The organism is Streptomyces sp. NPDC028928, assembly GCF_055564915.1.
Genome location: NZ_JBVHVI010000002.1, coordinates 345,325 through 359,315 on the forward strand (window position 1 = coordinate 345,325; position 13,991 = coordinate 359,315).

At 72.0% G+C, this 13,991-nt stretch carries 11 protein-coding genes and 1 tRNA gene; 8 read left to right on the forward strand and 4 right to left on the reverse strand.

Annotated elements, in window-relative coordinates; genetic code table 11:
• Positions 1 to 442: 442 nt before the first annotated feature.
• Positions 443 to 667 (reverse strand): e9imm peptide, encoded by a 225-nt coding sequence (locus tag ACZ4U1_RS07435; RefSeq protein WP_467900750.1) that lies wholly within the window; start codon positions 665 to 667, stop codon positions 443 to 445.
• A 210-nt stretch (positions 668 to 877) separates the two neighbouring features.
• On the opposite strand from ACZ4U1_RS07435, the gene ACZ4U1_RS07440 reads away from it, so the two are divergent.
• Complete coding sequence (locus ACZ4U1_RS07440) at positions 878 to 1,936, forward strand: tyrosine-type recombinase/integrase (protein WP_467900752.1); 1,059 nt, start codon at positions 878 to 880, stop codon at positions 1,934 to 1,936.
• 181 nt (positions 1,937 to 2,117) lie between these two features.
• Here the strand turns inward: ACZ4U1_RS07440 and ACZ4U1_RS07445 are convergent.
• A tRNA-Arg gene (locus ACZ4U1_RS07445) sits at positions 2,118 to 2,190 on the reverse strand.
• Between the two features lie 321 nt (positions 2,191 to 2,511).
• On the opposite strand from ACZ4U1_RS07445, the gene ACZ4U1_RS07450 reads away from it, so the two are divergent.
• The 4 genes from ACZ4U1_RS07450 (at position 2,512) to ACZ4U1_RS07465 (ending at position 8,960) form a co-directional block, all read left to right on the forward strand.
• Complete coding sequence (locus ACZ4U1_RS07450) at positions 2,512 to 4,119, forward strand: dynamin family protein (RefSeq protein ID WP_467900755.1); 1,608 nt, start codon at positions 2,512 to 2,514, stop codon at positions 4,117 to 4,119.
• Positions 4,120 to 4,122: 3 nt separating this feature from the next.
• Entirely contained in the window at positions 4,123 to 6,486 is a 2,364-nt protein-coding gene (locus tag ACZ4U1_RS07455) for a GTPase (RefSeq protein WP_467900757.1), read from the forward strand.
• A gap of 310 nt (positions 6,487 to 6,796) precedes the next feature.
• On the forward strand, positions 6,797 to 7,273 hold the full coding sequence (locus ACZ4U1_RS07460; RefSeq protein WP_467900759.1) for a single-stranded DNA-binding protein: 477 nt from the start codon (positions 6,797 to 6,799) through the stop codon (positions 7,271 to 7,273).
• A gap of 328 nt (positions 7,274 to 7,601) precedes the next feature.
• Positions 7,602 to 8,960, forward strand: coding sequence for a Cys-Gln thioester bond-forming surface protein (locus ACZ4U1_RS07465; protein ID WP_467901454.1), 1,359 nt, complete (start codon positions 7,602 to 7,604; stop codon positions 8,958 to 8,960).
• Between the two features lie 8 nt (positions 8,961 to 8,968).
• Here the strand turns inward: ACZ4U1_RS07465 and ACZ4U1_RS07470 are convergent, their stop codons facing one another.
• Both ACZ4U1_RS07470 and ACZ4U1_RS07475 read right to left on the reverse strand, forming a co-directional pair.
• Entirely contained in the window at positions 8,969 to 10,150 is a 1,182-nt protein-coding gene (locus tag ACZ4U1_RS07470; RefSeq protein ID WP_467900762.1) for a cellulose-binding domain-containing protein, read from the reverse strand.
• A 120-nt stretch (positions 10,151 to 10,270) separates the two neighbouring features.
• Positions 10,271 to 10,948 carry a lytic polysaccharide monooxygenase auxiliary activity family 9 protein gene (locus ACZ4U1_RS07475; RefSeq protein ID WP_467900765.1) on the reverse strand — a complete coding sequence of 226 codons (678 nt, stop codon included), beginning with the start codon at positions 10,946 to 10,948 and terminating at the stop codon, positions 10,271 to 10,273.
• Between the two features lie 276 nt (positions 10,949 to 11,224).
• Here ACZ4U1_RS07475 and ettA point away from each other — a divergent pair, with 276 nt between their 5' ends.
• Genes ettA through ACZ4U1_RS07490 form a run of 3 tightly spaced genes read left to right on the forward strand, consistent with a single transcriptional unit; the run spans position 11,225 to position 13,984 of the window.
• The gene (gene ettA, locus ACZ4U1_RS07480) at positions 11,225 to 12,889 is read left to right on the forward strand and encodes an energy-dependent translational throttle protein EttA (protein WP_467900767.1); all 1,665 of its coding nucleotides are present in this window, start codon (positions 11,225 to 11,227) and stop codon (positions 12,887 to 12,889) included.
• A 7-nt stretch (positions 12,890 to 12,896) separates the two neighbouring features.
• Positions 12,897 to 13,310: an acyl-CoA thioesterase gene (locus tag ACZ4U1_RS07485; RefSeq protein ID WP_467900769.1), complete on the forward strand. Its 414-nt coding sequence runs from the start codon at positions 12,897 to 12,899 to the stop codon at positions 13,308 to 13,310.
• Complete coding sequence (locus tag ACZ4U1_RS07490; RefSeq protein WP_467900771.1) at positions 13,307 to 13,984, forward strand: DUF8185 domain-containing protein; 678 nt, start codon at positions 13,307 to 13,309, stop codon at positions 13,982 to 13,984. The genes ACZ4U1_RS07485 and ACZ4U1_RS07490 overlap by 4 nt, the downstream gene beginning before the upstream one ends.
• Positions 13,985 to 13,991 lie beyond the last annotated feature (7 nt).

Sequence of the window (13,991 nt, forward strand, 5' to 3'; positions counted from 1 at the left end):
ATGACACCTACATGTTGTACGTCGTCAAGGCACTGCCTTGGTGGGGACCGAGAAATTCAGACCCTGAAAGAGTGCCTGCTGGGGTGAACGAGGTCGGTGGAGCGGCTTTGGGGTGGCGCTGCTTTGGCGCGAGTGATCATGGCCCCGTAAGCTTCCGGCGCGTCGGGCAGTCTGTGGACCTGCCCGGTAAAGCACGACGTTGGGGCCATGATCTTCGAGGCTCGCGCCAAAGTGGCTGCCTAAAGCCGCGGAGCCGACCACCCCAGCCACGACGTACCCCTTCTCTGACGGTAAGCGGCTGATTGCTGTGCGCGCGGCACGGGCGCCGGCCGGGTTGGAGCGGGGCGGAGACAGGAGCGCAGGCCCGGCCGGGGGCCGGGCCGCGCGCGGTGAGCGGAGCGAGCCGCCTTGATGAAGTAGGGAAAGTCTTACCGCGCTCTGATCACAGATCGAACGGCTCGTAGGTCAGTGCTCGGTCCACGACCTTCTCGGCTGTCAGCTGCGGATCGCAGTCCCAGAAGATGTAGTCGCTGATGTGGGGGCGGCCGAGTCCGTGTTGCAGTGCGGTGATGATCTCGTCGGCTCCGGCCTCGTCGGCGTAGTCGGCGTCTATGAGCCGCTGAACGAGCTGGATGCCCTGCTCTCGGCTGGTGCGTGGCGCGGTCATGCCGCTTCGCTGCCGGGTTTCTGCCCGTGTTCGAAGTGGACCGATGCAGCCTCGTTTCGGGCCTCGGCCGCCGCGAGGATCCGTCGGGCCAGCCCGCCATGAGCTAGTACAAGCTCGCCGTCGAGTATGTGGATGCCCGCTGGCCACAACTCGGCAGCAACAGCCGCAAGAACACCGCCAAGACCCTGACCGCGACCCATCATCGCGCTGTTGCGGACCAAGCCCACCCAGTTCGCACCTGCGGCGGGACGCACGGCTCTGCGTGAGTGGGCGTTCAACACCAACCGGCGAGTGGACGCCCCCCCAAGAGGTGGTGGCCATTCTCGATTTGTCGAGCGGAACTCCCTGCCTGTCTCGGCCTGGGAGGACCCGGAGAAGGTCGACCAGGTCCTGCGCGCCATCGACACGCGTCTCGACGGCAAGCAAGCGGCGGCCTGGTCTCGTAAGCGCAATCGCCGCATCCTCAACGTCGCCATGAAGTACGCGATCCGGCGGCGCATCCTGCGGACCAACCCGCTCCCCAAGGGGAAGGAGTCGACGGCCGCCGTGAAGACCACGAACGCCGTTGACAAACGGTCCCTGCTGAACCCGGAGCAGGCGGCGGCCATCCTCGACTGGATCCGGCGCCGGCCGCGGGGCGGCAAGCGGCTGCATGCCTTCTTCGCCACGCTGTACTACTGCGGCCCCCGGCCCGAGGAAGCCGTAGCCATGCGGGTCGAGGACGTGACCCTGCCTGATCCCGAAGCCGACGACCAGTGGTGCGAGCTGCTGATCCACACGGCGACGCCGGAGGTCGGGAAGCAGTGGACCGACACGGGAGAGATCCACGAGCGACGGGACCTGAAGGGCCGCGCGGAGGGTGAGACTCGTACGGTTCCGGGGCATCCCGCCCTGACCCGCATCCTTCGGCAGCACATCGAGGACGAACAGCTCCAGCCGGGTGATCTGCTGTTCCAGGGTGAGTCCGGTGGCATCCTCGCCGGCTCCGTCATCCGCCGGGCGTGGCGCAGCGCGCGTAAGGCTGTACTGCCCCCGCACGTCTTCGAGTCGCCCACCGGACGGCGCGTCTACGACAACAGGAACACGCGCCTGACGAAGTGGCTCAACGACGGCATCCCGCCCGCCCAGGTGGCCGAGTGGGCCGGGAACAGCGTTGCCGTGCTTCTGGCGGCCTACGCCCGGTGCATCGACGGGCAGCTGCCGGACCTGAAGAGGCGGCTGGAAGTTGCGGGTGACCTTCCGGAGGCGGAGGTGCCGGGCACTGGCTGATCTTCGACCGGTCGAGAACTTCGACACGTATTCGACACGGCCACCCGCGAAAACCCGGTGACAGCCGTCCAGCCCCGGATCCCGCCCTTGATCATCGAGGGGGCGTCCGGGGCTTCGTCACGCCACCCGGCATCCGCCTTGACCAGCAAAAAGCCCTCCCCAGAGGGAGGGCGGAGACATGCGCCCCCGGCAGGACTCGAACCTGCGGCCAAGCGCTTAGAAGGCGCCTGCTCTATCCACTGAGCTACGGGGGCCGGTGGGGTGGCCTCGTGTTCGGTGCCCTGGAAGGGGCTGACCCGTGACGTTGCCGGGGACAAGGATAGGGCTCCCGGTTCCTTGACCCTGTCGCTTCCCCTCCGTGGCTCGATGTGGAGGTTCGGTGAAGCGGTCCTGATAATCGCAGGCAGGTACGAATCGTGCACCGCTTTTGACACCCGACGCCCCCGGGTGTTGTGCACTCGTTATGCCTGGCCTGTGCCCGTGTCCCGGTCATCCCTTCCGTCCGTTCTGTCCCGTCGGCGCGCAGACATGTCTATATGCTTCAGAATTCCCCTAAAATTGGGCATTCTTCGCATGTGGTGACCTTGGACGTACGGCCTCAGCTGCTCGACACACTTTCCGCTCTGCGCGACCGTGTCGCCGCCGCACGCTTTCCGCTGCCCCTCGCGGGGGCGCCACGCGCGCGTGCCAACCGCGACGAACTCCTCGCGCAGCTCGACGACTATCTCGTACCCCGCCTACGGGAGCCCGAGGCGCCGCTGCTGGCCGTCGTCGGCGGCTCCACCGGCGCGGGCAAGTCGACGCTCGTGAACTCCCTCGTCGGTCGGCGGGTGAGCGAGGCCGGCGTGCTGCGGCCGACCACCCGGACACCGGTCCTCGTCTGCCATCCGGAGGATCATCACTGGTTCAGCGGCATGCGCGTGCTCCCCCAGCTCACCCGCGTGTGGGTGCCCCACCAGGACCCCGCGGACGAGTTCCTGCTCGCCGAGGAGGACCCCGCGCGCGTGCTGCGCGTCGAGACCGCCGACAGCCTCCCGCGCGGGCTCGCCCTCCTCGACGCCCCCGACATCGACTCCCTGCTCGCCGACAACCGTGTCCTCGCCGCGGAGCTGATCTGCGCCGCCGACATCTGGATCATGGTCACCACGGCCGCCCGCTACGCCGACGCCGTCCCCTGGCACCTGCTGCGCACCGCCAAGGAGTACGACGCGACCCTCGTCACCGTCCTGGACCGGGTACCCCACCAGGTCGTCTCCGAGGTCTCCCGGCAGTACGGCGCCCTGCTCACCAAGGCCGGGCTCGGTGACGTACCCCGCTTCACCGTGCCCGAGCTGCCCGAGTCCGCCTGGGGCGCCGGTCTGCTGCCCGCCACCGCCGTCGCGCCCCTGAAGAGCTGGCTCGTCCACCACGCCCAGGACCCCGCCGCCCGGCAGCAGGTCATGGCCCGTACGGCCCACGGCCTCCTCGACTCGCTCAGGTCCCGCATGCCCGAGCTGGCCAGCGCCGCCGCCGCCCAGTACGCGGCGGCCCTCCGGCTCACCTCCGCGGTGGAGGCCGCCTACGACAAGGAGCACGCGCGCGTGCGGGCCCGCCTCCAGGCCGGCGCCGTACTCGCCGGGGACGCCCTCAAGCGCTGGCGCGCCTTCCCCCTGGACTGCACCGCGGGGGAACTCCTGGACGCCCTCGTGGAGAGCCTGGCCGCCCTCCTGCTGTGCGCCGTCACCGCCGCGGACGAGCGCGTCGACGACGCCTGGCGGCGCGAGCCCGCCGCCGACGCCCCGGAACTCGCCGGCCGCGAGTCCTCCGTGGAGAGCGCCGAGCACCGCATCGGGCTCGCGGCCCGGCGCTGGCGGCGCGAGCTGGAGGAGTACGCCGAGGACGAGGTACGGGTCCTGGAGCGCACCGGCGCGCCCGACCCCGAGGTCGTCGCCGCCCTCGTCGCCACGGCCGTACTGGGCGGGCGCCGGGCCCGTACCGCGGGCGAGGGGCTCGCCGAGCGGCTCGGCGCCCACGGCGTGCTGCGGCTGCGCGACCGGGCCGGACGGCTGCTCAGCGAGCACGTGGACCGTGTCATGCACGCCGAACGCGAGCGGCGCCTCGCCCCGCTCGACGCCCTGGACGTCCATCCCGAGCCCCAGGCCGAACTCATCGCCGCGCTGTCGGTACTGCAGAAGGAGAGGTGACCGGTGACCGCCGTCACTGACCAGGACCACACGGATCACACCGAGCACATGAGGCGCATCGACCAGGGCAGCAACCAGGGCAGCAAGCAGGGCAGCGACCAGGCCGGCAACACCGGTGACAGGGGCGAGAGCGGTGACGACAGGGGTATCGAGCACGCGCGGTCGAACCTCTTGAAGAACGGGGAGCGCGGCGAGGACCAGGCCGCTCTCTCCGAGGACGGGGAGAAGGAGAAGGGCGACGGGGGCGGGGACGCGGGCGAAGCCGCGGGCACGGACGCCGTCGGCGGGCGCCTAGCGCGCGTGAAGGACGAGAAAACCGGCCCCGACGCCGAACGCGATCACCCCGCGCGCGGGCACGGCGCCGAGGAGGCCGGCGGTGTCTCCGTCCCCCGGCCGCACACCCACTCACCGAAGAAACCCCGCCTCGCGGCCGACGCCACGCCTCCCAAGCCAGGCCACTCCGCCGGCCCCGACGCCACAGCCCCCAAGCCGGCCGCCGGTCCCCATCCCACGCCTTCCAAGGCGGCGGCCGGTGCCCATGCGACGTCCTCCAAGCCGGCCGCCGGCTCCGGCGCCACGTCTTCCAAGCCCGGTCCCGACGCCACGCCGCCCAAGTCCGGCACCGAGGCCGACGCCGACGCCTCCGCGGAGGCCTGGGACGACGGTCTCATCGCGCGCCGCGTCACCGAGGCCAGCGCCGCCGCCCTCGCCGCCGAGCGCGCCTCCGCCGCGGAGCCGGCGCACCGCGGGCCCGGCAGCCACACCCCGGCCCCGCTGGCGTACGACGGCCCGCTGCGCTCCCGCCTGGACGCCCTGCGCGAACTCGTCGGACTCTCCCGCACCCGCCTGGACAGCCGCACCCTTGCCGAGGCGGGCCGTGTCCTGGACGAGGCCGCCGCGCGCCGCAAGCTCTCCGGCCGGCACACCGTCGTCGCCCTCGCCGGCGCCACCGGCAGCGGCAAGTCCCAGCTGTTCAACGCGCTCGCCGGCGTCCCCATCTCGGAGACCGGCGTACGACGGCCGACCACGGCCGCGCCCATCGCGTGCAGCTGGAGCGACGGCGCGGCCGGCCTCATCGACCGGCTGGGCATCCCGGGCCGGCTGCGCCGCCGCCCGCTGCACGGCCCGGACACCGAGGGGCAGCTGCGCGGGCTGGTCCTGGTCGACCTGCCCGACCACGACTCCGCCGCCGTACAGCACCGCGAACAGGTCGACCGGATCCTGAAGCTGGTCGACGCGGTGATCTGGGTGGTCGACCCCGAGAAGTACGCCGACGCCATCCTGCACGAGCGCTATCTGCGGCCGATGGCCGGCCACGCGGAGGTCATGTTCGTCGTCCTCAACCAGGTGGACCGGCTGCCCGGGGACGCCGCCCACCAGGTCCTGGACGACCTGCGGCGGCTGCTCGACGAGGACGGCATCGCGCTCGGCGAGTACGGCGAACCGGGCGCCACCGTGCTCGCGCTGTCCGCGCTCACCGGCGAGGGTGTGGGCGACCTGCGTGAGGCGCTCGGCCAGTTCGTGGCGGAGCGCGGCGCGGCGGCCCGCCGCGTGTCGGCCGACGTGGACGCCGCCGCGACCGAGCTGCGGCCCGTCTACGCCACCGGTCGGCGGATCGGCCTGAGCGAGGAGGCGCGCGAGGAGTTCGCCGCGCGGCTCGCGGACGCGGTGGGCGCCACCGCGGCGGGCGAGGCCGCCGAACGCGCCTGGCTGCGCAACGCCAACCGGGCCTGCGGCACGCCCTGGCTGCGGCTGTGGCGCTGGTACCAGGGCCGAGGCGAGTCCACGACGGGCCGGCACCAGGTACGCGCCCAGGCCGACGAGGAGGCCACGGCCCGCCAGCGTGTCGAACAGGCGGTCCGTACGGTGTCCGACCGGGCCTCGGCGGGGCTGCCCTTGCCCTGGGCGCAGGCGGTGCGCGAGGCCGCCGTACGCGGCTCCCAGGGGCTGTCCGAGGCCCTGGACGAGCTGGCGGCGCGGGCCGGGGGACCGACGGGACGCCCGCCGCGGCCGGGCTGGTGGCCGGTGGCCGTCCTGGTCCAGGCGGCGATGACGCTGCTGCAGGTCGCGGGCGGCGCGTGGCTGGCGGGGCAGATCGCCGGGCTGATGGCACCCAACCTGGGGGTTCCGGTGCTGCTGATGGTGTGCGGGATCATCGGCGGGCCGCTGGTGGAGTGGGCCTGCCGGATGGCGGCACGGGGGCCCGCACGGCGCTACGGCCAGGAGGCGGAACGGCGGTTGCGGGAGGCGGCGGCGAGCTGCGGCCGGGCCCGGGTGCTCGATCCGGTGGCGTCGGAACTGTTGCGGTACCGGGAGGTGCGGGAGCAGTACGGCCGGGTCGTGCGGAGCGGGGCCGGAGTGGGCTGAGGGGCCGTCGGGGGCGGGCGGGTGAGGGGTGCGGGGACGCCGAGTCACCCGAACGGGTGGCGGAGTTTTCCACAGGCGGGGGGTGGTCCACAGCGCTCAGCGGGCTCGGCCCGGCGGAGGCAGTCTGAGGTCACGGCGATCGCACGGCGGGTCCGGCCGGAGAGACGGCGGGCGGTGCGGGCGGTCGCGGGCAGGTGCGGGCGCGTACGGCACGCCGTACGCGCCGCACGGCAGACGCAGCCGTACGGGACGGGCCCGTACGCGTGTCCGCCCGGCCGCAAGGGGACGGGCGGGGGAGGGGAGCGAGGAGATGAACGAGACCATCGTCTGTGTGGTGGGCAACGTGGCGACCCAGCCGGTGTACCGCGAGGTGGCGGCGGGGCCGTCGGCCCGGTTCCGGCTGGCGGTGACCGCGCGCTACTGGGACCGGGAGCGCAGCGTGTGGACGGACGGGCACACCAACTTCTTCACCGTGTGGGCGAACCGGCAGCTCGCGACCAACGTGGCCGCGTGCGTCGAGGTGGGCCAGCCGGTCGTCGTGCAGGGCCGGCTGAAGGTGCGCACGGAGGTGCGGGAGGGGCAGCAGCAGTGGGCCTCCGCCGACATCGACGCCGTGGCGATCGGCCACGACCTGTCGCGCGGTACGGCGATCTTCCAGCGCGCGGTCAGGCCCGAGGCGCCACCGACGGCGGCCCGGCCCGAGCCGAACTGGGAGACACCGCGACCCGACGACCCGCAGGACGCGCAGGCGCGGCAACAGGCGGAGGCGGTAGTGGCGGTGACGTGACGTCAGGCCCAGGCCGCGCGCGTCGCGGCGGCGGAGGCCGCCGCTGCGGCGGCGGCCCTCCGGGTGAACACGCCGTACGAACCGGTGGATTTGTCGATATGGCCAGCTCAAGGGCGGTCCCGGCGATAACGATTGCGGATCGGATCGGCCATCGGATGATCCGACCGGCGGGTGAGGCTCCGGCTGATCCATAGGATGCCGGGCGTGCCCCTAGGGGCTGCCGATTCTGCTGGTGGGACCGTCCCCCACGTCCAACGGGTCCTGCTCGAAGGGGAATTCTGTGCTTGCTGCGCTCTCTGGGATCCGCCGGTCCACCGGACCGGCCCGCCTGGCCACCGCCGCCACGGTGTCCGGCCTCGTGGCCGCCGGCGTGCTCTCCGGCGCCGGTACGGCCCTGGCGGAGGGCAGACCGCAGACGCAGGGCGGGGCCACGGCCACGATCAACGGTCTGAAGACCTACGGCGAGGCCGTGATCCACGAGGACGGCGGCGACCAGCGGGTGTCCGCGGGCCTGTTCGAGATGTCCGTGGACGGCGGCGGCACCCTGCAGACGTACTGCGTGGACCTGCACAACCCGACCCAGCGGGACGCCCGATACCAGGAGACGCCCTGGAGCGGCACCTCGCTGGGCACCAACAAGGACGCGGGCCGGATCCGCTGGATCCTGCAGAACTCCTACCCGCAGGTCAACGACCTCGCCGCACTCGCCCGGCGGGCGGGCACGAGCGGACTGACCGAGCAGGACGCGGCGGCCGGGACCCAGGTGGCCATCTGGCGCTACTCCGACGGCGCGAAGGTCGACGCCGTGGACCCGCAGGCCGAGAAGCTCGCCGACTACCTGGAGAAGAGCGCCCGGAGCGTCGCCGAACCGCAGGCCTCGCTCACCCTGGACCCGCCCGCCGTCTCCGGCCGGCCGGGCGACCTGCTCGGACCGGTGACCGTGCACACCAACGCGGGCGCGGTCACCGTGAGCCCGCCGGCGGACGCGGCCACCAGCGGGCTGCGGATCATCGACAGGACCGGCAAGGTGATCACCTCGGCGAAGGACGGCAGCCGGCTGTACTTCGACGTCCCCGAGGACGCCGCGGACGGTACGGCCGAGCTGACGGTGCAGGCGTCGACCACCGTGCCGGTGGGCCGGGCCTTCGCCTCCGAGAGCCGCAGCCAGACCCAGATCCTGGCGGGCTCCAGCGAGTCCACGGTCTCCGCGACCGCGACGGCCGGCTGGGCGGCCGAGGGCGCCATACCGGCGGTCTCCGCCCGCAAGAACTGCGCCGAGGGCGGCGTGGACATCACCGCGGTCAACAAGGGCGACGAGCCGTTCACCTTCCGGCTGATGGGCGCCGAGCACACGATCCCCGCGGGCGCGTCCCGCACGGTGACCGTGCCGCTCCAGGAGGACCAGGGCTACGACTTCACGATCACCGGCCCGCACGGCTTCAGCCACCGCTTCACCGGCGTCCTGGACTGCAAGACCCAGGGCACGATCACCACGGAGACCGCCCAGCTCCGCAACGAGCCCAGCCCCGCCACGGTCGGCGGCGGCACGGTTCCCGACACCAACCTGGCCGACACCGGCGGCTCCGCCATCACCCCCCTGATCGCGGGCGTGGCCATCGGCCTGGTGGTGATCGGCGGCGCGGTTCTGGTGGTGCTCCGCCGGAAGGAGACGCCTCCCGGCGCGTGAGCGGCCGGTCAGCAGCCGATCGGTGCGGAGGCGGCGGCCACGTCGTCGAACCACAGGGTGTCGTCGCCGGTGCCGTAGCTCTCCCAGCCGAGCCGCAGCGCGGTCGGCCGGGGCGGCACGGTCCGGGAGAGCCACTGCTGGTCGACGTCCTGCGTCGGAACCCCGTCGGCGTGCAGGCCGGGCACCTGCTCGTCGCCGAGCCAGGTGTCCAGCCCGGGCGCCGAGGTGTCGACGGCGAACCGCAGGCACTGCCAACTGCCCGTCGGAAGCGGCCTGCTCAGCGCGACCCCGGCCGGGCTCTGCGCGGGCAGGGTGGCGTCGTCGCTCTCCCGGTTCCACTGCAGGGCGCCGTTCTGCCCGCCGACCCGCAGCGCCCGGCCGCCCTGGGAGGTGTCCGGCATCGACACGAAGGTGACGTGGGAGGACGGGAGCGCGGTGGTGTGCCGGACCCACAGGCGGACGTACAGCACCGGGCCGACCGACGACAGGTCGGCGGTGGCGGCGACGAAGGCGTGGTTGCAGTAGCCGGCCCGTCCGTCCACCCGCAGTGACCTCGTGCCGCTGTGCGCGACGGCCGTGTCCACGGCGGCCGTGCCCGTGCCCTGGCAGTCGGGCGCGGTGAACCGCCAGCCGCCGGACGGGGAGGTGCCGGTCTGGTCCTCGAAGTCGGTGCAGAGGACGGCATCGCCGCAGCCGGCGGGCGTGGGGGTGGGAGCAGGCGTGGTGGGGGGTGTGCTCGGGGGGACGGTGCCGTCCCCGGTGCAGGGCACGCCGTTCAGGCTGAAGTCGGTGGGCGCGGGGTCGGCGGACTGCCAGGTCCCCTGCAGGCCGAAGTCGGTGCTAGCCCCGCCGGCCAGGGCGGCGTTCCAGTCGGTGCTGACGGCGGTCACGGAGCGGCCGGTCTGGGTGACGGTGGCGTTCCAGGCGGAGGTGACGTGCTGGTCGCCGCCGTAGGTCCAGGTCAGCCGCCAGCCGTTCAGCGCGGCGCCGAGGTTGGTGACACGGACCTGGGCGGTGTAGCCGCCGGCCCACTCGTTGACGGTGTGGTCGACGCGGCAGCCGGGGGCGGTGCCGGAGCTGCCGGCGGCGGGGGCGGCGACGAGGAGTGACACGGCCAGCGCGAAGGCGGCCGCGACTGCTGTCCCGGGTCCGCGGATCCATCGCGGGCAGCGTGCGAGCAGGGGGGACATGTGCGCCTCCTGAGGGGAAGCCAGGCGGGTGATACCGGGAGCGCTCCCAGTCGGAGGCGGGCGCGGCCCGGCGGGGGGCGGGGCCGCGCCCGGTGGGCCGGGGTGGGCGGTGAGCGCGGATCAGCGGAAGTTCACGTCACTGCACAGGAAGTACGTCTGGTCCATGTGCGAGGCCTGCCAGATGGTGTAGACGACGTGACGGCCGGTGTAGCCGGAGGTGCTCACGGGGATCGAGTAGTTCTGGCTCGGGGCGTACTTGCCGGTGCGGGCGACCAGTTGCAGGTCTTTCCAGGTCAGCGGCTGGGTGGTGGGGTCGAAGCCCTGCCGGGTGACGTAGACGAGGAAGTAGTCGGCGCCGTGGCTGGCCTGGTCGTACAGCTTGACGGTGAAGTCGGCGCCGATGTCCGTGGTCTTCCAGGGGCCGACGGCGTCCAGGGAGTTGTAGCGACCGCCCTCGGTGTGGCCGCCGCTGCACAGCTGTCCGTCGGGGACGACGGCGGGGAAGTTGCCGGCGGAGCCGTTGCGGTACAGGCCGTTCCAGTTCCACATGGCGTTGGGGTTGGCCTGCCACGCCTGCCAGCACATGGGGTCCAGCTCCGCCATCGCCGGGTTCTGGAAGTCGCTGCCCCAGCGCTGCCAGCAGCCGTAGTTGCGCGAGGCCGGGTCGACGACCGAGCCGTGGGCGGAGGCCGTACCGCCCCAGGTGATCAGGCTGACCAGGACCGCGACGAGAGTGCCCAGCACGAGCGCCAGGCGGCGTAAGCCCGTACGCGTGTATACATGCTCATGACAATGCATGGCGAAGATCTTCCTGTGGGGGAGTCGTTCACTGTGGGGTCGAGGCGGTCATGGGAGCGCTCCCGCGACCGCGGTTCCAGGCTGCGCGGCGGGCCGCAAGGGGGCAACGGCTCGTTTCCGCCAAACCTGGCCGGCCCCGCCCCCGGCCGTGCGGCACCACGAGGAAGGCCCAGGTCAGCGGGGTCCGACCGAACGGGTTACCACCCAGGGGGCGCAGTCAGGCAAGATGGGGTGTATCTGCCCACTGCCAGATTTCAAGTTGCCGGACGGTTTCTCTTGGCTGAGTACATCTACACCATGCGCAAGGCGCGCAAAGCGCACGGCGACAAGGTGATCCTCGACGACGTCACCCTGAGCTTCCTGCCCGGTGCGAAGATCGGCGTCGTCGGACCGAACGGTGCCGGTAAGTCGACCGTCCTGCAGATCATGGCCGGACTGCAGCAGCCGTCGAACGGTGACGCCTTCCTGTCGCCGGGCTACAGCGTGGGCATCCTGCTCCAGGAGCCGCCGCTGAACGAGGAGAAGACCGTCCTGGAGAACGTCCAGGAGGGTGTCGCCGAGATCAAGGGCAAGCTCGACCGGTTCAACGAGATCGCCGAGCTGATGGCCACCGACTACTCGGACGCGCTGCTCGACGAGATGGGCAAGCTGCAGGAGGAGCTGGACCACGCGAACGCGTGGGACCTGGACGCTCAGCTGGAGCAGGCCATGGACGCGCTGGGCTGCCCGCCCGGCGACTGGCCCGTCACCAACCTCTCCGGTGGTGAGAAGCGCCGCGTCGCGCTGTGCAAGCTGCTGCTGGAGCAGCCCGACCTGCTGCTGCTCGACGAGCCCACCAACCACCTCGACGCCGAGTCGGTGAACTGGCTGGAGCAGCACCTGGCCAAGTACCCGGGCACCGTCGTGGCCATCACCCACGACCGGTACTTCCTGGACAACGTGGCCCAGTGGATCCTCGAGCTGGACCGCGGCCGCGCCTACCCGTACGAGGGCAACTACTCCACGTACCTGGAGACCAAGGCCACCCGTCTCAAGGTCGAGGGCCAGAAGGACGCCAAGCGGCAGAAGCGCCTCAAGGAAGAGCTGGAGTGGGTCCGCTCCAACGCCAAGGGGCGGCAGGCCAAGTCCAAGGCCCGTCTCGCGCGGTACGAGGAGATGGCCGCCGAGGCCGAGAAGATGCGGAAGCTGGACTTCGAGGAGATCCAGATCCCGCCGGGCCCGCGCCTGGGCAACGTCGTGGTCGAGGTCGACCAGCTCAACAAGGCCTTCGGTGAGAAGGTCCTGGTCGACAACCTCAGCTTCACGCTGCCGCGCAACGGCATCGTCGGCGTGATCGGCCCGAACGGCGCCGGCAAGACCACCCTGTTCAAGATGATCCAGGGCCTGGAGGAGCCGGACTCCGGCAGCATCAAGGTCGGCGACACCGTCAAGATCTCCTACGTCGACCAGAGCCGCGAGAACATCGACCCGAAGAAGACGCTGTGGGAGGTCGTCTCCGACGGGCTCGACTACATCAACGTCGGCCAGGTCGAGATGCCGTCCCGCGCGTATGTGTCGGCCTTCGGGTTCAAGGGCCCGGACCAGCAGAAGCCGGCCGGTGTCCTCTCCGGCGGTGAGCGCAACCGCCTCAACCTGGCGCTGACCCTGAAGCAGGGCGGCAACCTGCTGCTCCTCGACGAGCCCACCAACGACCTCGACGTCGAGACGCTCTCCAGCCTGGAGAACGCCCTGCTGGACTTCCCCGGCTGCGCCGTCGTCGTCTCCCACGACCGGTGGTTCCTGGACCGCGTCGCCACGCACATCCTCGCCTACGAGGGTGACTCCAAGTGGTTCTGGTTCGAGGGCAACTTCGAGTCGTACGAGAAGAACAAGATCGAGCGGCTCGGCCCGGACGCCGCGCGTCCGCACCGCGCCACCTACAAGAAGCTGACCCGGGGCTGATCGCACCTTGCGCCACATCTACCGCTGCCCGCTGCGCTGGGCGGACATGGACGCGTACGGCCACGTCAACAACGTGGTGTTCCTCCGCTACCTGGAGGAAGCGCGGATCGACTTCCTGTTCCGCCCGGACAAGGATTTCCAGCAGGGGTCCGTGGTGGCGCGCCACGAGATCGACTACAAGCGGCAGCTCGTCCACCGGCACCACCCGGTCGACATCGAGCTGTGGGTCACCGAGATCAGGGCCGCGTCCTTCACCCTCGCCTACGAGGTGAAGGACGGCGATCTCGTGTACGTGCGGGCGTCGACGGTCATCGTCCCGTTCGACTTCGACGCCCAGCGGCCGCGCCGGATCACCGCCGAGGAGCGCGAGTTCCTCGAGGAGTACCGGGACACGGCCGACGAGGAGGCCGTCGCGGCATGACCGTGCTGCACCTGGCCGACGAGACGGAGGCCGCGGACCTCGCGGCCTTCCTCTCCCGGCTGCTCCACTACGACCGTGGGGCCGCGGTGCGGCTGCAGGCGGCCGGCACCGCCCTCGCCGTCTTCGGCCGGCCGCCGTCCTTCGAGGTGCTGGCCGTCCGCGCGGTGCGGCTGGCGAAGCCGTACGAGGACGGACTCGACGTCACCCTCGACGTGACCGTCTCCGCCGGCGAGTTCCTGGAATCCGTGGACGAGCGGGCGGCCACCGCCGCCGTCCCGGGCGCGGTCACCGGACCGCCGTGGGCCGGGGTGCTGCCGCCGCGGACAGGCTGGCGTCCCGAGCCGGGGCTGCCGGCGCCGGACGCGCTGCGCGCCACGGTCGCCGCGGCGGTGGCCGAGTTCCGCTCGCGCACCGAGGAGCTGGCGCCCGAGGGCCGTACCCGCGCGGAGCTGGACCGGATCGGGCGGGACATCTGGTCCCGGCAGATCAGGGGCACCCGGCTGCCGGTGCGGGCCGTGCACGCCGCCCAGTCGCTGGGCTTCCTGCGGCCCGGGACCGGGCCGGACGAGACCGGGCTGTTCTCCTCGGGGGCGTGGCTGCGGCTGCGTACGCCGTACGGTTCCGTGGCCGTACGGGAAGCAGGGCTCGGGTCCTTCGGGCTCAGCGTGCGCTGAGCGCGCT

What these genes read in the sequence shown, in the direction of transcription:
- ACZ4U1_RS07475 (WP_467900765.1), bottom strand. Translation starts at nt 10,948, where the DNA reads ATGCATTGTCATGAGCATGTATACACGCGTACGGGCTTACGCCGCCTG.
- ACZ4U1_RS07470 (WP_467900762.1), bottom strand. Translation starts at nt 10,150, where the DNA reads ATGTCCCCCCTGCTCGCACGCTGCCCGCGATGGATCCGCGGACCCGGG.
- ACZ4U1_RS07460 (WP_467900759.1), top strand. Translation starts at nt 6,797, where the DNA reads ATGAACGAGACCATCGTCTGTGTGGTGGGCAACGTGGCGACCCAGCCG.
- ACZ4U1_RS07435 (WP_467900750.1), bottom strand. Translation starts at nt 667, where the DNA reads ATGACCGCGCCACGCACCAGCCGAGAGCAGGGCATCCAGCTCGTTCAG.
- ACZ4U1_RS07490 (WP_467900771.1), top strand. Translation starts at nt 13,307, where the DNA reads ATGACCGTGCTGCACCTGGCCGACGAGACGGAGGCCGCGGACCTCGCG.